Raw genomic sequence first — 15,951 nt, forward strand, 5'->3', positions numbered from 1 at the left:
GATGGAAATTTCAGTTGCAATGTTAGATGGCCAAAAGCTCAGTGCTAAATTTGGCGATCATGAAGTGATAAGCGATCAGAGTTTGGCTGCAGGTGGCAACGCAGAGCACCCAGAACCGTTTGATTACTTTTTAGTGAGTATGGTGTTATGTGCAGGTTTTTATGCAAGAAAGTTTTGCCAACAACGCGATATTTCGACACAAGGGATGTCACTTAAGCAAAATAACGAAAATGTGGATGAAGATGGTAAAAAGTTATTTTCTATTGAGATAACACTCCCAGATGGATTCCCTGATAAGTATAAAAAAGCACTGGTTGCCGCGGTAAATACATGTACCGTGAAAAAAGTAATTCAGGCAGTACCTGAATTTTCAGTGGTAGTTAAATAACTAGTTAAATAAAGTCACTCTGTGTTGCACACAACACTGAGTGACTGCTTTATAAAGTGATAGTGGTTAAATGCTATTTCTTTTTCATACCCTGAACAGCTTTAAAGCGCGGGTTCTCCTTACAAATCACAAACACGCGTCCTTTACGTTTTACAACTTGACACCCTGCACGCTGCTTAGCACTTTTAAGTGAGCTTAATACTTTCATTTTATACCTCATTAATAAATAAAATAGGGAAATTCTCATAACAGCATTACGTTATGTGATATTATATCATTTTATTCATCAGGATCTATAGCCACTCAAAAAATTATTTAATAAGCATTTAAAAACCATAATTGCTGGCTATTTATGCAAACAAATCAAAAAATGAGCAGTTAAACCAAAAGTGCTGGCTATTGGCGTTTAGCCTGTTATAACTATAATTACATTCGTTAAAAATAGCATAAACAGTAGATCTCAGAGGTAACATATGAGCGACGCAATACAAAAACAACAACAAATAGATCAAGGAGTAATGGATACTCTAAAAGAGCGCGACCATAGTGTTTTAGCACAACAAGTAAACCCCTTAACTTGCACCCATAATGATATTATTGAGTTACTTGCCCAATATATGGCATTAAGTGAACAGGATAACGATGATCTATTTGATCACTGGTTTGATAATCTAACTAAAGAGCAGCATACAGTACTAAAAGTATTTGAAGTGTATCGTGGGCAATACGAACATCAAAACTAGCCTAATAATAATCTTATTTATTGCTATGAAAGCTAAATAACAATGCTATATAAGTATAGAAAAACAAAAAACCCACTTATAGCCTAGCTATGAGTGGGTTTTTAGTGCGCTTTAAAAACGCATCAGCTAAAACAGCTTAGATAGCTACGATGTTTTCAGCTTGTGGGCCTTTTTGACCTTGTGTAACAGTAAACTGTACGCGTTGGCCTTCAGCTAGAGTTTTAAAACCGTCGCCAGAAATTGCGCTAAAATGTGCAAAAACGTCTGCGCCAGATTCTTGCTCGATAAAACCAAAACCTTTTGCTTCGTTAAACCATTTTACTGAACCAGTAGTTGTATTAGACATAATAATATCCTTAAAAATTAATAAAAGTGTGCCTGAAAATAGGCGATTGAGCCGGAAAAAACCTATATTTAACTTGAGGATAACGCGAAGGATTATTACTAATATCAACGTGGTACTTACAAATAAACAGTATTTCTTTCAAACTTATATAAATAGATGGGTTATAAATAACCCATCAACTTAAACATCTTAGATACAAACGATGTTTTCAGCTTGTGGACCTTTTTGACCTTGTGTAACAGTAAACTGTACACGTTGGCCTTCAGCTAGAGTTTTGAAACCGTCGCCAGAGATTGCACTGAAATGTGCGAAAACGTCTGCGCCAGATTCTTGCTCGATAAAACCAAAACCTTTAGCTTCGTTAAAAAACTTTACTGTACCAGTAGTTGTATTAGACATAATTGTATCCTAAGAAATTAATAAAAAATGTGCCTGAAAGTAGGCGATTAAGCTGGAAAAAATAAATATTTAACTTGAGGATAACACAAAGGATTATTACTAATATCAACGTGGTACGTACAAATAAACAGAACTTCTTTCAAACTAATATTCATTAACGGGTTATTACTAACCCATTAAATTAAACAATTTAGATGCAAACAATATTTTCAGCTTGCGGGCCTTTTTGACCTTGTGTAACAGTAAACTGTACACGTTGGCCTTCAGCTAATGTTTTGAAGCCATCGCTAGTAATTGCGCTAAAATGAGCAAAAACATCAGGGCCAGACTCTTGTTCAATAAAACCAAAACCTTTTGCTTCATTAAACCATTTAACTGAACCAGTTGTTGTAGACATAGTAGTATCCTAAAAAATTAAAGTGCGCCCTATATAAGGCAATGTAAAGAGTAAGAAAACATATATTTAACTGAGGATAGCGCGAAGGATTATTACTAATAACAACGTGGTACTTACAAATAAACAGGGCTTTCTATCAACCCGATGCGACGTACTTTAACAGTAACCTCAGCCGGATATCAAGTTTTATTTAGATTTATTTTTACCACTAGCAAAACGTACTGGCTTTTACGGATTATAATTTGTTAAATTATTTCAGATAAAGAACGTTATATTAAGCAGTAACTTAAAAGATGAATTACTTGTTAATTACAGTTTTTATTATATACAGCAAGATAATGAGCTGTACGAAGTTAAATTACCAACACTAGAGCGGTAAACAATAAAGGCATTAATTAACAATAAGTTACATTATCTGGCGTTTGATCTGGTTTACAGGCACTTTTTAAATATAAAACGTATAAATTGGCAAAACTAATTTTGACTTTATACCACTCACCCACTAAGTTATTTGCTTATATCAAGTGTTTAACAGTATTGTTATAGCTGTATTTTAGACTAATAAAAAGGGAGCCGTTTGGCTGGTTTTTGACTTTGCGACCTGTGCAGGGGAGCCTTGAGCGACTATTTGTCCGCCATGATCACCTGCGCTGGGGCCCATGTCGATAACCCAATCACTATTACTGGCAACCTGCATATCATGTTCGACCATAATAACGGTGTTACCTGCATCTACAAGCTTATTTAATTGCACCATCAGCATTGCTATATCAGCTGGATGCAGGCCAGTAGTAGGCTCATCAAGTACATAAAGAGTATCACCGCGTTGTGTGCGCTGTAATTCGGTTGCAAGTTTAATACGCTGGGCTTCGCCGCCAGATAACTCGGTTGCTGGCTGGCCGAGGCGTAAATATCCTAGGCCTACTTGTAACAAAGTGTCCAAAGCTCGTGATATCTGTGGTTCATCTATAAAAAATTGACGTGCAGATTCAACCGTTAAATCGAGTACTTGAGCAATGTTTTTATCGCGATAACACACTTCAAGTGTTTGCTCGTTATAACGCTGGCCTTGGCATACTTGACACGGTGAATAAACACTTGGCAAAAATAACAGCTCAACACTAACAAACCCCACACCCTCACAATTAGCACAGCGGCCTTTTTTCACGTTGAACGAAAAGCGGCCCATATCGTAGCGTCGTGTTTTAGACTTGTTAGTGGATGCAAATAATTTGCGGACGTGATCAAATAAGCCAGTATAGGTGGCTAGGTTTGATCTGGGTGTACGCCCAATTGCCTTTTGATCTACATTTACTAGACGTTTTACGTGCTGCATGCCATCTGTAATTTGCCCGCCAGTGGGAATTTCTAGTTCTTGCTCGAGTAACTCGGCTTCGTCAGTTGGGCTCTCTAAAGTGGCTTTTTGTCCTAACGCATCATAAACCAGCTCCACTAGAGCTTGACTTATGAGGCTTGATTTACCCGATCCAGAAACTCCGGTAACGGTTGTCATCACGCCCAATGGAAATTCAACATCTAATTTTTGTAAGTTATTACGCTCAATTGCTGCGAGCTTTAGCCAGGCTTGAGGTTGTCTGCAAGTGTGTTTGGTTATCGCGTCTGCAGTAAACAAAAATCGAGCGGTATGAGATTTAGCAACGCCTTGTAAACCACTAATAGGGCCGCTGTAAATCACTTCACCGCCATGCGTACCAGCATCTGGGCCAACATCAACAATCCAATCGGCATGTTTAATAACGCTAACATCGTGTTCTACAACAAATACAGAGTTACCAGCTGCAATGAGTTGATCAAGCGCCCCAAGCAATGCTTGGGTATCTGCTGGATGTAGTCCTGCTGAGGGTTCATCTAAAACATAAACCACACCAAATAGTTGTGAACGAATTTGGGTTGCTAGTCGTAAGCGTTGTAGTTCGCCTGCAGATAAAGTGGGTGTGGTACGTTGCAACGACAGATACCCTAAGCCAAGCGTTGTTAGTGCCTCTACCCGGGCCAAAATGTCGCTGGCAATTCGCTGAGCTACAATTGCTTTCTCTCTATTAGGCGTATTTTTGGCTGGCTTTATCTTAGCAATATCACGTAGTCGCAGTGCTAGCTCTGTTAGCGTTAATTGCGATAACTCACCAATATCAAGACCTGTAAACTTGACCGACAAGGATTGCTGTTTTAATTTTTTACCTTTGCAATCAGGGCATTCAGAAATTTGCATAAACTGTGATACACGTTTTTTAGTTCGCGGGCTTTGCGTGGTAGCAAAAGAGTGCAAAATAAAACGTTTAGCACTTGAGTATGCACCCATGTAACTCGGCTTCTCATTTTTTTCAATGGCGTTGCGAGTTTGCTCTTTGCTGTATTGCGGGTAAACAGGTACAACGGGAGTTTCGTCGGTAAATAGAATCCAATCGCGGGTTTTTTTAGGGAGTAATTTCCATGGTGTATCAATGTCGTAACCAAGTGAGACAAGTATACGGCTGAGGTTTTGTCCTTGCCACGCAGGAGGCCATGCAGCTATGGCCCGTTCGCGAATTGTTTTTGTATCATCAGGTACAAGTAACTTTTCTGTTACTGCAAACACTCGGCCAATACCATGACATAAGGTGCAGGCACCTTGTGGAGTGTTAGGGGAAAATGCGTCGGCGTAGAGTATACTTTGACCGCTAGGGTAGTCGCCTGCACGAGAGTAGAGCATTCGCAGGGTATTAGAAATAGTAGTTACACTTCCCACAGATGAGCGAACCGATGGGGTGCCTCGTTGTTGTTGCAGTGCTACTGCAGGAGGTAGGCCGTTTATATCATCTACATCGGGCTCATCTACTTGGTCAATTAATCTTCGCGCGTAAGGCGAAACAGAATCGAGATAGCGGCGTTGTGACTCGGCAAACAAGGTGCCAAAAGCGAGAGATGATTTTCCAGATCCCGATATACCAGTAAAAACGATGAGTGCGTTGCGGGGTAAATCTACATCAACATTTTTTAAATTGTGAACCCGCGCCCCCCGAACCTGAATACAGTGCTCAGGTGCACTGGAAATGCTGTGCGTTTGCTGTTGAAGTGTGTGGTTTACAGATGTTGTTGCGTTTTTGCTGGTACTGCTCATAAAATTGCTGCTCCGGATTATATCGTGCTTTTCAATTTTTGATCTAGTTTGGCGTGGTTAGTCTAGCTTGCTTACCTTAACGTACCTGCATTAATACTTCAAACCTGCATTTTAGTTTAGTTTGTATTATTACTTTATCGATAAGTCGTATTTTAAAATAAGGGTATCTATATAGCGGGTTCTAAGTGTGTGTTGCTTTTCGTGATCGGCACCATGGCTCAAAGCCCGGTTGAGTAACTTTATAGCGGGGTGCAGTTTTGCACGCTCATCTTGATCTAACCCCGCTTTACTGCGTAATTCGGTTATGTCATCAACCACTAGGCGGCCTATATCAACAGCCACTATTTCGTCTATTAAGCCATTTTGAGTAAGCACGCCATATTTGCTGCATAAAAATTGCTGCCATACTTGTTGAACATGTTCTTCTATTTCACAACCAAATAGTTCTTCGTTAAATTCAAACCCTTGTTGGGCAAGTTTGGTTAAGCTGGCGGTATATTGCTGGGCAAAGTAATTAAATGCCTGGCTGGATGAATCGATTTTTTGTTTTATCAGCCCTTGGCCCCAGTTTACACAACCTCGTGGGTAATAATCGTCGTACTCTTCGCATTCGTACAAACCCGAATATGAGCTGCAACTTAGTTGGTTTTTAATACAATAACTAGGCTTAGGAAATACACTTTGCTGTTGCCAATGCTCAAGCTTATCTGCATCAATATTGAGTGCCTGGCATAGCTCGTCGGTATGATAAAAATGGGTTGTTAAGTACTGAGATAAACGCATAAAAGCTCGCCTAATATTAAAAATACAAACACTGTTTATATATACAGTTGTTCATTTTGTATTATCAAACTTAATATTACAAGCCATTTTATTACAAAATATGCGTTTACAGCTGCAAAAGCACACATAAATATGGTACAAATAGCGCAAGTTTTATAAAGAATGATTTTTTATGCGCAGCCTAGAACAAATTAAACAAGCAAGTCTTATTACAGCAATTAAAACACCTTATTTATCGAGTGGCGAAATTGACCTTGCAACATACGATCGCCTTGTTGAGTTACAAATAGCAGCTGGGGTTGACGGTATCGTTGTAGGCGGCACTACCGGCGAAGGCCAGTTAATGAACTGGGAAGAGCACTTAATGCTCATAGCGCATAGCGTAAATAAGTTTAGCAGTAAGCTGGTAATTGTAGGTAATACGGGCAGTAATAATACCCGAGAAGCGATTAAAGCCACTAAATATGGTTTTGCCAGTGGTATGGATGCTGCGTTGCAAATTAACCCTTACTATGGGCGCACCTCTATTGCGGGTGTAAAAGAGCATTTAAAGCGTGTTCTTGATATTGGCCCTGCATTTATTTACAACGTAGCGGGGCGTACAGGACAAGACTTAACGCCTGATATTATTGAACCACTAGCAAAGCACGAACATTTTATTGGTGTTAAAGAGTGTGGTGGTAACGAACGTATAGCTCATTATGAGAAGCAAGGCATAGCGTGTTGGTCGGGTAATGATGATGAAAGCCACGATGCTCGTCATACTCATGGCGCTCATGGGGTTATTTCGGTCAGCTCTAATCTTATGCCAGAATTGTTTCGCCAGTTAATGGATGCGCCAAATGATGCGCTAAATACGTCATTACAACCATTAATAAATTGGTTGTTTTGCGAGCCAAATCCAATTGCGATTAATACTGCACTCATGATGACTGAGGCAGTTAAACCGGTATTTAGATTACCTTACTTACCCCTTAACGACGCACAGCAACAACAAGGTGAAAAGTTGATTAATCAGCTAAGCGCAAGTGATGTTGTTGGTGGCCATGCTCGCTGTATAAATGAACAAGAATTCTTTTTAATATCATAGAATTATTAGCCAGCGCTGAATGAAAATCCAGCGCTGGCTTTTTTTATTGTTTATTTTACTTTTTTTGTTAAAAAATGTAAGATCCTGCGTCCTATCATTAACTAAATATGTATATTTGTGAAATTTGTTGTTGAACAACTCGCTACATGGATCCAGCCAGAACAGCGACAAATAGAAAGCGATCATTGGTATGATAACTCGCCTATAACACTTGATTGGGTTGCACCTATGCAACGCCGGCGTATGACTCGTTTTAGCAAAATGGTATTACACAGTGCTCAGCAAGTAAGTAGCGCTGATCAGTATACTAATTTATCGGCGGTGTTCTCATCGCGCCACGGGGACTTTCATAAAACAGCCAATTTATTAGTTGATATAGTTAATCAGCAACCATTATCGCCCACAGGTTTTGGCCTGAGTGTGCATAATGCCGCAGCCGGACTTTTTAGTATTATAAAAAGTAATACCAGTGCAATGAATGCTATTGCAGCAGGGGCTGAGAGTTTTATGTGTGCAATTGTAGAGGCCTACATTCGCCTTGTTGATAGCAATGAGCCGTACATGTTAGTAGTCCATAGCGATGAAATCCTCCCCGATATATATAACCAATTTGCTGACGAGCTACAAATTACTCATTCCATTGCTATGATAGTGCGCCTTGCTCAAGCAAATGAGCCGTGTTTTAGTTTAAATAAAGTACTTAACCCTGCTGCAAAAAGTAGTAACTTACCAATGAGCCTGCAAGGTGCTAAAGCCCTACACGATAAAAAAAGTGCGATATTAACCCACACTACACTGGCTCATCATTGGCAACTTACCTACCATGATTAAACACATTATAAGAATAACAGGGCTTTGTTGGCGTGTGCTTGCAACCGGTGTTTGTTTTAGCGTGTTTGGCATAGGTGGTTTAGTACTAACATTAGTGGTTTTTCCGCTGCAAAACGTATTAGAAGCAGATGTAAACACCCGTAAAAACAGAGCAAGAGCGACAGTACATTACTGTTTTAAATTTTTTGTTGGATTAATGCATTACACAGGCGTTATTCGTTTTAATATTAAAGACAAAACCCAGCTTGCTAATTTAAACGGAAAATTAGTGCTTGCCAATCACCCCTCTTTAATTGATGTGGTTGTGCTTATATCTGTGATTAAAAATGCAGATTGCGTAGTAAAAGCCCATTTATTTAAAAACCCCTTTATGCGCGGTGTAATTAAAAGTACTGGTTATATAAGTAACGAAGATCCAGAAGGTTTATTACGTGAATGTGAGCGCAGTATAAGCAAAGGAAATAACTTAATAGTTTTTCCTGAAGGCACACGTTCACAGCCCCATACTGCACTTAATTTTAAACGAGGAGCGGCCAATATAGCACTTAGATGTAATGTGCCAATCGCTACAGTATTAATAAAAATGCAGCCTAATACCTTAACCAAGGGTACACCTTGGTATAAAGTAGCGCCTTATCAAGCGCACTTTAGCTTGCAGCTGGCCAGCAAGCAGTTTAACAGTAACCTGCCTTATGTTAGTGACACACCCGCTATACAATCTCGGCATTTAACTAACAGCTTACAACATTATTTTACAGAAGAACTGAGCAATTTATGACTGAATTAAAAGTACAAATTAAACAATTAATTATATCCAGCCTTGATCTAGAAGATATGACAACTGCAGACATTGCTGATGATGAAGCATTATTTGTTGATGGTTTAGGGCTCGATAGCATAGATGCACTAGAACTTGGTTTGGCAATAAAAAAACAATTTGATGTGAAAATAGATGCCAATTCAGAGCAAACAAAAGCGCACTTTGCCTCGGTGAATTCTTTAGCACACTTTATAGAACAAGCACGTTCTTAAATTATAAAAATATATAGGAATAACAATGAAAACCGCTGCTGAAATTTATGATGTATTACACGGCATTTTAGAAAACGATTTTGAGATAGACCCAGCCGACATAAACCTAGACGCCAACTTATATCAAGACCTTGATTTAGACAGCATTGACGCTGTTGACTTGGTAGTAAAACTAAGAGAAATCACCGGTAAAAAAATTGATCCTGATGCATTTAAGCAAGTACGTACTGTGCAAAATGTAGTTAGCGAAATAGAAAAGCTCGTTAACTAAATAAATGCTTAAAGCCTTGTTAACCACCCTTATTATGCTTTGTTTGGCCTGCTACCCAGTTATTGTGTATGTGGGCCTGACGCAGTTTAATAGCCAACTGGTAGCGATCGTATTATTATTTTTGCTTGCACTACGCTTGTGGTTAAGCAAAGCATTATTTGACAAAATGCCGTGGTTAAAGCCAGCGACATTTTTAGCTGTGATAGCAATCGTATTGTCAAAAGTGTTCGACAGTGATGTGGGTTTACGTTTATACCCGGTGATTATTAACACTGTGATGTTGCTCGTGTTTAGCTACTCACTTTATAAAGGGCCATCAATAATAGAAACCTTTGCCCGCATCACTGAGCCTGAGCTCGATGAGCAAGGTGTGCAATACACTAAAAAAGTAACTCAGTTGTGGTGCGTTTTTTTTATAGTTAATGGTGGTATTGCCTTATATACCAGCCTGTTTGCTAGTTTGGCAGTGTGGGCTTTTTATAATGGTGTGATTGCCTATGTAGCTATGGGCGTGTTGTTTGCCTTAGAGTGGCTAGTCAGGCTAAAAGTAAAAAGGAAAGCGCGTGTTTAGTACCTTTCAAAGTAAAGTATTTCAAAGTAATAATGTTAGTGTGTGCTTTAATCATGAAAATAAGGCAGTGACACAACGCCAGTTTGTTAGCGATGTTAATCGGCTATTAGCTAAGTATTCACCGGCCACAGCGCCCACATCTGTGGTGTTATATAGCACTAACACTTATAAGTTTGCGGTGAGTTTAATGGCACTCACCTTGCGCGGTTGCACGGTTATACTGCCACCTAATGGTCAACCCGAAACACTCAAAGCCTTACTACAGCAAACACCTTGTTTTTTAGGTGACTCAGAGCTTGTTGAACCACTGGGTATTGACTTTATCAATATAGAAAACTTGCCTGAACAGCCTGGCTTTTTTCCTTTAGCGCAACTTGTTTGGCCCAAAGAAGGGAACTTGGTGTTTTACACCTCGGGATCAACAGGTAAAGCTAAGCCAATTGTAAAGTCGTGGCAAACAATTAACAAAGAGCTGAGCATTTTATCAAGCAGTTATGCGTTAAAATGTATGCCAATGTTTATTGCTAGCGTATCGCATCAGCATATTTACGGGCTGCTATTTAGGTTGTTATGGCCACTTAGTACCGGACATGTCGTTGATACCGATTTACTGCACTACCCAGAGCATATAGCCGCCAAGCTCAAGGGCGCTAAACAAGTGGTGTTAATTTCTAGCCCCGCACAGCTAAAACGATTACGCGCAGACAACGTATTAATTGAACAAAAATCTCACTTACAATGGATATTTTCATCTGGTGGGCCGCTGGCAAACGAAGATGCAGTATCGCTATTCAGTCAGTTAAATAAACCAATAACACAAGTGTTTGGCAGTACCGAAACCGGTGGTATAGCGTATCGACAAGTTACCTCGCTTGAAAACGTGAGCTCGTGGCAGCCGTTTTCAGGTATAAAAATGAGTGTTGGCACAAACGATAGACTCCTTTTAAATTCACCGTTAGTGAACCACAAAGATTACCCGCTTGACGATAGAGGTTTGGTGCTTAAAAGTGGTCAATTTAAACTGCTTGGTCGATTAGACCGAATCATAAAATTAGAAGAAAAACGCCTCAGTTTGGATGAACTAGAACACCACCTAGCAAGCAGTGAGTGGGTAAACGACGTTAAAGTAATTGTATTACCTGGGGCAAGGCAAGTAATAGGTGCGGTAGTTGTGCTTAGCCAGCAAGGGGTAAAATATTTACAAAGTGAAAGTAAATTAGCCACTAATAAGCTTTTAAAAGAGCATGCACTAACGCGTTTTGAGCGCATTTGTACGCCTAAAAAGTGGCGTTTTATAGAGCAGTTACCTTATAACAGCCAAGCTAAATTAAACTTAAAAGCATTGGAGCACCTTTTTGACAAAGTTGATTAAAACGCAGCCGCAACTACTTAAATGTGAGCAAACCGAGCAAGGTTATCAATTAAGTTTATTTGTGCCCAAGGATTTAGATTACTTTAATGGCCATTTTAAAGACGGCCCTATTTTAGCAGGCGTAGTGCAGCTAGATTGGGCGGTTGCTGCAATTTGTAAGCAGTATAATATTCAATTAGCGGTAAAGAATGTCGAAGTGCTAAAGTTCCAGGTGGTGATTACGCCAGGCCTTACTATGGTATTAGCCATAGAGCAAAAAGCGCTTAATAAGTATGTGTTTTCTTATCGCTCGGCTAAGGGGCAACATGCGTCTGGGCGAATTGTTTTTGAAAGTGTTGTTTAAATGAATAAGTTTTGTATTGTCATTCCAAACTACAATCATACCTCTGTGATAGCGGCGGTATTAACCAGCCTAGCTGAATATAACTTACCAATTATTATGGTAGATGATGCAAGTAATGAGGCAGCTAAAGCAGTGTTTTCTGCACTTACACAGCAGCACCCGTTACTTACCATTGTTACCCATGAGCACAACCAAGGTAAAGGTGGGGCGGTACAAAGCGGTTTGCATTATGCGTATCAGCAAGGGTATTCCCATGCTATTCAAGTTGATGCCGACGGCCAACATAACTTGGCCGATTTAGCGCAGCTTTTGCGCCTGTCAAACGCCAATCCACAGGCATTAGTAAGCTGTTGCCCAATATACGACGCTTCAGTGCCTAAGCATCGCTATTTAGCACGGTACTTAACCCATGTGTGGGTATGGATTGAAACCCTTAGTTTTGAAATTGTTGACTCTATGTGTGGCTTTAGAGTGTATCCGCTGGGAGCCTGCGAAAAACTGTTAAAAGAAGTTAAGCTGGGCAAGCGGATGGACTTTGATCCTGAAATATTAGTGCGTTTATATTGGCGTAATGTGCCGTTTATATTTTTACCTAGCCAAGTGATCTATCCAGAAAATGGGCTTTCTCACTTTCAGCCATTGCACGACAACGTGCGTATATCTTGGCTACATACGCGATTATTTTTTGGTATGTTAGTGCGCTCGCCTTGGCTTATAGCACACAAATTAAAGAGACGTTATGGCCGTTAAACATTGGTCTAAAATGCAAGAGCGCGGTAATTATTTAGGCATTCAAACTCTGCTATTTACACATAAAATACTGGGTCGCAAAGGACTGTGGCTTATTTTGTTTCCTGTGGTGGTGTATCTCTTTATTACTGGTAGGGTTGCCCGTGCTGCTTCAAAACAGTTTTTACAGCAAGTTAATTTGTACACCGGCACTAGGCAAAGCGTGACACTTAAGCAGCAACTAAAGCACTTTTGTAGTTTTGCCGACAGCGCCTTTGATAAAATAGATGGTTGGCTTGGGCGTATTAGCTTAAGTGATATTGAATATACCAACGAGCATTTATTTAGCCAATTAAATGAGCAACGCCAAGGGGCTATTTTTATTGGCTCGCATTTGGGTAATTTAGAAGTGTGCCGAGCGCTTAGCCAACATCGCAGTGGCAAAGTTATTAACGTGCTGGTGTTTACTCATCATGCAGTAGAATTTAATAAAATGCTGAAAAAAATTAACCCCAACGTAGCGGTTAACTTAATTCAAGTAACTGACTTAGGCCCAGGTTTAGCTATTTTATTGAAAGAAAAAATTGAGCAAGGCGAAATTATTGTTATTGTTGGCGATCGCACCAGTACCACCACTGCCGCGCGCTCTGTGCAAGTGCCTTTTTTAGACAAGCCAGCCCCGTTTTCTCAAGGACCTTTTATTTTAGCGGCATTACTTGATTGCCCAGTTTATTTTTTGTTTTGTTTAAAAGATCAGCAAAGCAGTAAGTACCACGTAATATTTGAGCAATACAGCAACAGCTTAAAAATGCCACGCACCCAGCGACAGGCAATTTTAAACCAAGTAATTACAGACTATGCGCAGCGTTTAGGTCACTATGCTGCGCAATATCCTTATCAATGGTTTAATTTTTACGATTTTTGGCAAAATGATCAGCAAGTCGCCCGCGATCAAGCAAAGGAGAAATAGAAGTGCCAGTTCAAAACACACAGCTTTTTGGTCAGCAGCGATTATCAATCGAAAACATTGTTGATATTGCACATAACCACACCCAAGTGCAAATTAGTGGTTGCAGCGAATTTAGTAGCAAAATTAATAGTGCGCTGAGTTTTTTAGATACATTATTAAAAGAAGACGGCGTTATTTACGGTGTAACGACCGGTTATGGCGACTCAGTAACCGTAGCAGTACCATTAAATTTAGTAGATGAACTCCCCCTACATTTAACGCGATTTCATGGATGTGGACTAGGCGATGTATTTAATAAAGTACAAGGACGAGCAATTTTAGCCACGCGGCTTACGTCTTTATCGCAAGGCTACTCGGGTATTAGCTGGGAAATGCTGAATTTACTGCGCGACTACTTAAATCACGATATTGTACCGGTTATTCCTCAAGAGGGATCGGTAGGTGCCAGTGGCGACTTAACGCCATTATCTTATGTTGCTGGTGCTATGATAGGCGAGCGCGACGTATATTATAAAGACACCGTACGTAATAGCTTAGCGGTAATGCAAGAAGTTGGCTTAACGCCGCTCGTGCTGCGCCCAAAAGAAGGCCTTGCAATAATGAATGGCACCGCGGTAATGACCGCATTAGCCTGCTTAGCCTTCGACAGAGCCAATTATTTAGCCAAATTAGCCAGTCGTATTACCGCCATTGCTAGCTTAGCGCTCAAAGGAAATAGCCATCATTTTGATGAAATTTTATTCTCGGTAAAACCTCACCCAGGGCAGCAGCAAATAGCACGTTGGATCAGAGATGATTTAAATCATCACGACCATCCACGTAATGCCGACCGCCTGCAAGATCGCTACTCAATTCGCTGTGCACCGCATGTTATTGGTGTGCTGCAAGACAGCTTGCCGTTTTTTAGGCAAATGATCGAAAACGAATTAAACTCAGCCAACGACAACCCAATTATTGATGGCGAAGGGGAGCATGTACTGCACGGCGGGCATTTTTATGGCGGCCACATTGCCATGGCAATGGACAGCATGAAAACCGCAGTAGCTAACTTAGCTGATTTAGCCGATCGACAAATAGCCTCCTTGGTTGATACTAAATATAACAATGGTTTGGCGTCTAATTTATCCGACAGTGCCCCTGAGCGTCGTTATATAAATCATGGTTTTAAAGCGGTACAAATTGGTGCCAGTGCTTATACTGCCGAGGCATTAAAATTAACTATGCCTGCCAGTGTATTTTCGCGCTCTACCGAGTGTCACAATCAAGACAAAGTAAGTATGGGTACCATAGCCTCGCGCGATTGTTTACGTATTTTACAGCTTACCGAGCAAGTGATGGCCAGTACCTTATTAGCCGCTATTCAAGGGTTAAGGCTGCGAATTAAACAAGGCGAATTAGAATTTACGAGTTTAACTGACGATATGCAGCATATGTATAGCGATATAACAGGTTACTTTGAAAACCTGACCGAAGACAGACCAATGGAAGCGGTGCTAAGACAAACTATTAGCTATATTCAAAGCAAACGCTGGGCGCTTTATGAATAATAAAGGCGCATTACTTTCGCACAGCGTAGAAATAGAAATCCCTTTTCATGATTGCGATCCAATGAATGTAGTGTGGCATGGTAATTACCCACGCTATTTAGAAATTGCTCGTTGTGAGTTACTCAGAATATTTGACTACGACTACCTGCAAATGAAAGACTCTGGATTTGCGTGGCCCATTGTTGATATGCAAATTAAATACGTAGCATCAGCTGTATTTACACAAAAAATTAAAGTGGCAGCGTATTTAAAAGAGTATGAAAACCGCTTACGTATTGATTATGTTATTACCGATGCAATCAGTAATAAGCGCATTACCAAGGCGTCCACTACACAAGTGGCGGTAGAAATTAGCTCCAAAGAAATGCAATTTGTTTCACCCCCAATACTTTATGAAAAACTAGCCCCTTTTTTAAAGTAGCTGGCAATTAAAGGAGAAGGAATGACAATGTTTAAATTATTTATAACCAGCGTATTGCTGCTATTTTGTAGTGCATTGCAAGCAAACACTGTATCGCAGGTAAATACCACATTAAAGGCTGATACAGTAACGGGTGAGTTTAAACAATATAAACAACTTGCTGGTTTTGCATCGCCGTTCGTCTCCTCTGGAGTGTTTTCTCTAAATGCCAAAAAGCTAGTATGGCAAGTAGAACAACCGGTAAAAAGCGCATTGATTGTAGAAAATGGCCAGGTATTGGTTGAAAATGCTAAAGGGGAGTTTGTACCACAGCCAGGCAGTGAGCAGTTTGTAGGGCTTTTAACTGACTTACTCAGTGTAGATATGAGCGCCCTTGCAACACGCTTTAGTATAAAAGCGCAAAACAATTGCCTGCAACTAACCCCAAAAGAAGCGTTGTTACAGCAATTATTTAGCCACTTTACTTTGTGTGAAAGTGATAAAACAGTACACAGCATCATCCTTTATGAGCATTCAGGTAGTAAAACAACTATTGAGTTTAGTTACCCTGAGCAGCCTTAACGGCTCAATCGTTTAAATAGTTAATTAATGGAATAGTGG

Annotated in this window: 21 protein-coding genes; 15 read left to right on the forward strand and 6 right to left on the reverse strand. The window is 40.1% G+C overall.

The window, feature by feature from the left end; all coding sequences use genetic code 11:
- Nucleotide 1 precedes the first annotated feature (1 nt).
- Nucleotides 2-388, forward strand: a complete 387-nt coding sequence (locus AAEZ22_RS06675; protein ID WP_011330009.1) for an OsmC family protein — start codon at nt 2-4, stop codon at nt 386-388.
- 73 nt (nt 389-461) lie between these two features.
- Here the strand turns inward: AAEZ22_RS06675 and ykgO are convergent, their stop codons facing one another.
- A complete protein-coding gene (gene ykgO, locus AAEZ22_RS06680) occupies nt 462-596 on the reverse strand; it encodes a type B 50S ribosomal protein L36 (RefSeq protein WP_011330010.1) in 135 nt (44 codons plus the stop codon).
- A gap of 265 nt (nt 597-861) precedes the next feature.
- Between ykgO and AAEZ22_RS06685 the strand changes: the two genes are divergently transcribed.
- Complete coding sequence (locus AAEZ22_RS06685; protein ID WP_011330011.1) at nt 862-1,131, forward strand: hypothetical protein; 270 nt, start codon at nt 862-864, stop codon at nt 1,129-1,131.
- Nucleotides 1,132-1,267: 136 nt separating this feature from the next.
- Here AAEZ22_RS06685 and AAEZ22_RS06690 read toward each other — a convergent pair whose 3' ends face one another.
- The 5 genes from AAEZ22_RS06690 to AAEZ22_RS06710 form a co-directional block, all read right to left on the reverse strand.
- Nucleotides 1,268-1,477, reverse strand: a complete 210-nt coding sequence (locus AAEZ22_RS06690) for a cold-shock protein (RefSeq protein WP_011330012.1) — start codon at nt 1,475-1,477, stop codon at nt 1,268-1,270.
- 189 nt (nt 1,478-1,666) lie between these two features.
- Entirely contained in the window at nt 1,667-1,876 is a 210-nt protein-coding gene (locus tag AAEZ22_RS06695; RefSeq protein WP_011329603.1) for a cold-shock protein, read from the reverse strand.
- A gap of 190 nt (nt 1,877-2,066) precedes the next feature.
- Nucleotides 2,067-2,273: a cold-shock protein gene (locus tag AAEZ22_RS06700; RefSeq protein WP_011330013.1), complete on the reverse strand. Its 207-nt coding sequence runs from the start codon at nt 2,271-2,273 to the stop codon at nt 2,067-2,069.
- A gap of 553 nt (nt 2,274-2,826) precedes the next feature.
- Nucleotides 2,827-5,391 (reverse strand): excinuclease ABC subunit UvrA, encoded by a 2,565-nt coding sequence (gene uvrA / locus AAEZ22_RS06705; protein ID WP_197182305.1) that lies wholly within the window; start codon nt 5,389-5,391, stop codon nt 2,827-2,829.
- A 129-nt stretch (nt 5,392-5,520) separates the two neighbouring features.
- Nucleotides 5,521-6,174, reverse strand: coding sequence for a DUF6058 family natural product biosynthesis protein (locus tag AAEZ22_RS06710; protein WP_011330015.1), 654 nt, complete (start codon nt 6,172-6,174; stop codon nt 5,521-5,523).
- Between the two features lie 172 nt (nt 6,175-6,346).
- Here AAEZ22_RS06710 and dapA point away from each other — a divergent pair, with 172 nt between their 5' ends.
- From dapA to AAEZ22_RS06775, 13 genes are all read left to right on the forward strand, one after another.
- Nucleotides 6,347-7,264, forward strand: coding sequence for a 4-hydroxy-tetrahydrodipicolinate synthase (gene dapA / locus AAEZ22_RS06715; protein WP_182683632.1), 918 nt, complete (start codon nt 6,347-6,349; stop codon nt 7,262-7,264).
- A 117-nt stretch (nt 7,265-7,381) separates the two neighbouring features.
- Entirely contained in the window at nt 7,382-8,095 is a 714-nt protein-coding gene (locus AAEZ22_RS06720) for a beta-ketoacyl synthase chain length factor (protein WP_182683631.1), read from the forward strand.
- On the forward strand, nt 8,088-8,873 hold the full coding sequence (locus tag AAEZ22_RS06725) for a lysophospholipid acyltransferase family protein (RefSeq protein ID WP_011330018.1): 786 nt from the start codon (nt 8,088-8,090) through the stop codon (nt 8,871-8,873). The genes AAEZ22_RS06720 and AAEZ22_RS06725 overlap by 8 nt, the downstream gene beginning before the upstream one ends.
- A complete protein-coding gene (locus tag AAEZ22_RS06730) occupies nt 8,870-9,127 on the forward strand; it encodes a phosphopantetheine-binding protein (RefSeq protein WP_011330019.1) in 258 nt (85 codons plus the stop codon). Before AAEZ22_RS06725 ends, AAEZ22_RS06730 begins: the two co-directional genes overlap by 4 nt.
- Before the next feature lie 25 nt (nt 9,128-9,152).
- Nucleotides 9,153-9,398: an acyl carrier protein gene (locus AAEZ22_RS06735; protein ID WP_011330020.1), complete on the forward strand. Its 246-nt coding sequence runs from the start codon at nt 9,153-9,155 to the stop codon at nt 9,396-9,398.
- A gap of 4 nt (nt 9,399-9,402) precedes the next feature.
- Nucleotides 9,403-9,969, forward strand: a complete 567-nt coding sequence (locus AAEZ22_RS06740) for a COG4648 family protein (RefSeq protein ID WP_197182306.1) — start codon at nt 9,403-9,405, stop codon at nt 9,967-9,969.
- Nucleotides 9,962-11,341 carry an AMP-binding protein gene (locus AAEZ22_RS06745; protein WP_197182307.1) on the forward strand — a complete coding sequence of 460 codons (1,380 nt, stop codon included), beginning with the start codon at nt 9,962-9,964 and terminating at the stop codon, nt 11,339-11,341. Before AAEZ22_RS06740 ends, AAEZ22_RS06745 begins: the two co-directional genes overlap by 8 nt.
- Nucleotides 11,325-11,684 carry an ApeI family dehydratase gene (locus tag AAEZ22_RS06750; protein WP_011330023.1) on the forward strand — a complete coding sequence of 120 codons (360 nt, stop codon included), beginning with the start codon at nt 11,325-11,327 and terminating at the stop codon, nt 11,682-11,684. Before AAEZ22_RS06745 ends, AAEZ22_RS06750 begins: the two co-directional genes overlap by 17 nt.
- The gene (locus AAEZ22_RS06755) at nt 11,685-12,434 is read left to right on the forward strand and encodes a glycosyltransferase family 2 protein (RefSeq protein ID WP_011330024.1); all 750 of its coding nucleotides are present in this window, start codon (nt 11,685-11,687) and stop codon (nt 12,432-12,434) included.
- Entirely contained in the window at nt 12,424-13,383 is a 960-nt protein-coding gene (locus tag AAEZ22_RS06760; RefSeq protein WP_197182308.1) for a lysophospholipid acyltransferase family protein, read from the forward strand. Before AAEZ22_RS06755 ends, AAEZ22_RS06760 begins: the two co-directional genes overlap by 11 nt.
- A gap of 2 nt (nt 13,384-13,385) precedes the next feature.
- Entirely contained in the window at nt 13,386-14,930 is a 1,545-nt protein-coding gene (locus tag AAEZ22_RS06765; protein WP_011330026.1) for an HAL/PAL/TAL family ammonia-lyase, read from the forward strand.
- Nucleotides 14,923-15,351, forward strand: coding sequence for an acyl-CoA thioesterase (locus AAEZ22_RS06770; RefSeq protein WP_011330027.1), 429 nt, complete (start codon nt 14,923-14,925; stop codon nt 15,349-15,351). The genes AAEZ22_RS06765 and AAEZ22_RS06770 overlap by 8 nt, the downstream gene beginning before the upstream one ends.
- 21 nt (nt 15,352-15,372) lie before the next feature.
- Complete coding sequence (locus AAEZ22_RS06775) at nt 15,373-15,912, forward strand: outer membrane lipoprotein carrier protein LolA (RefSeq protein ID WP_011330028.1); 540 nt, start codon at nt 15,373-15,375, stop codon at nt 15,910-15,912.
- The last annotated feature ends 39 nt before the right edge of the window (nt 15,913-15,951 follow it).

This window comes from Pseudoalteromonas sp. 20-MNA-CIBAN-0454, assembly GCF_040308685.1.
GTDB classification, from domain to species: domain Bacteria; phylum Pseudomonadota; class Gammaproteobacteria; order Enterobacterales; family Alteromonadaceae; genus Pseudoalteromonas; species Pseudoalteromonas nigrifaciens.

Excerpts from the sequence above, each read along its gene's own strand:
- AAEZ22_RS06775 (WP_011330028.1), top strand. The coding sequence starts at position 15,373 with ATGACAATGTTTAAATTATTTATAACCAGCGTATTGCTGCTATTTTGT.
- AAEZ22_RS06675 (WP_011330009.1), top strand. The coding sequence starts at position 2 with ATGGAAATTTCAGTTGCAATGTTAGATGGCCAAAAGCTCAGTGCTAAA.
- AAEZ22_RS06690 (WP_011330012.1), bottom strand. The coding sequence starts at position 1,477 with ATGTCTAATACAACTACTGGTTCAGTAAAATGGTTTAACGAAGCAAAA.
- AAEZ22_RS06740 (WP_197182306.1), top strand. The coding sequence starts at position 9,403 with ATGCTTAAAGCCTTGTTAACCACCCTTATTATGCTTTGTTTGGCCTGC.
- AAEZ22_RS06700 (WP_011330013.1), bottom strand. The coding sequence starts at position 2,273 with ATGTCTACAACAACTGGTTCAGTTAAATGGTTTAATGAAGCAAAAGGT.
- AAEZ22_RS06770 (WP_011330027.1), top strand. The coding sequence starts at position 14,923 with ATGAATAATAAAGGCGCATTACTTTCGCACAGCGTAGAAATAGAAATC.
- ykgO (WP_011330010.1), bottom strand. The coding sequence starts at position 596 with ATGAAAGTATTAAGCTCACTTAAAAGTGCTAAGCAGCGTGCAGGGTGT.
- AAEZ22_RS06755 (WP_011330024.1), top strand. The coding sequence starts at position 11,685 with ATGAATAAGTTTTGTATTGTCATTCCAAACTACAATCATACCTCTGTG.
- AAEZ22_RS06710 (WP_011330015.1), bottom strand. The coding sequence starts at position 6,174 with ATGCGTTTATCTCAGTACTTAACAACCCATTTTTATCATACCGACGAG.
- AAEZ22_RS06685 (WP_011330011.1), top strand. The coding sequence starts at position 862 with ATGAGCGACGCAATACAAAAACAACAACAAATAGATCAAGGAGTAATG.
- AAEZ22_RS06735 (WP_011330020.1), top strand. The coding sequence starts at position 9,153 with ATGAAAACCGCTGCTGAAATTTATGATGTATTACACGGCATTTTAGAA.
- AAEZ22_RS06725 (WP_011330018.1), top strand. The coding sequence starts at position 8,088 with ATGATTAAACACATTATAAGAATAACAGGGCTTTGTTGGCGTGTGCTT.
- AAEZ22_RS06760 (WP_197182308.1), top strand. The coding sequence starts at position 12,424 with ATGGCCGTTAAACATTGGTCTAAAATGCAAGAGCGCGGTAATTATTTA.
- uvrA (WP_197182305.1), bottom strand. The coding sequence starts at position 5,391 with ATGAGCAGTACCAGCAAAAACGCAACAACATCTGTAAACCACACACTT.
- AAEZ22_RS06695 (WP_011329603.1), bottom strand. The coding sequence starts at position 1,876 with ATGTCTAATACAACTACTGGTACAGTAAAGTTTTTTAACGAAGCTAAA.
- dapA (WP_182683632.1), top strand. The coding sequence starts at position 6,347 with ATGCGCAGCCTAGAACAAATTAAACAAGCAAGTCTTATTACAGCAATT.
- AAEZ22_RS06730 (WP_011330019.1), top strand. The coding sequence starts at position 8,870 with ATGACTGAATTAAAAGTACAAATTAAACAATTAATTATATCCAGCCTT.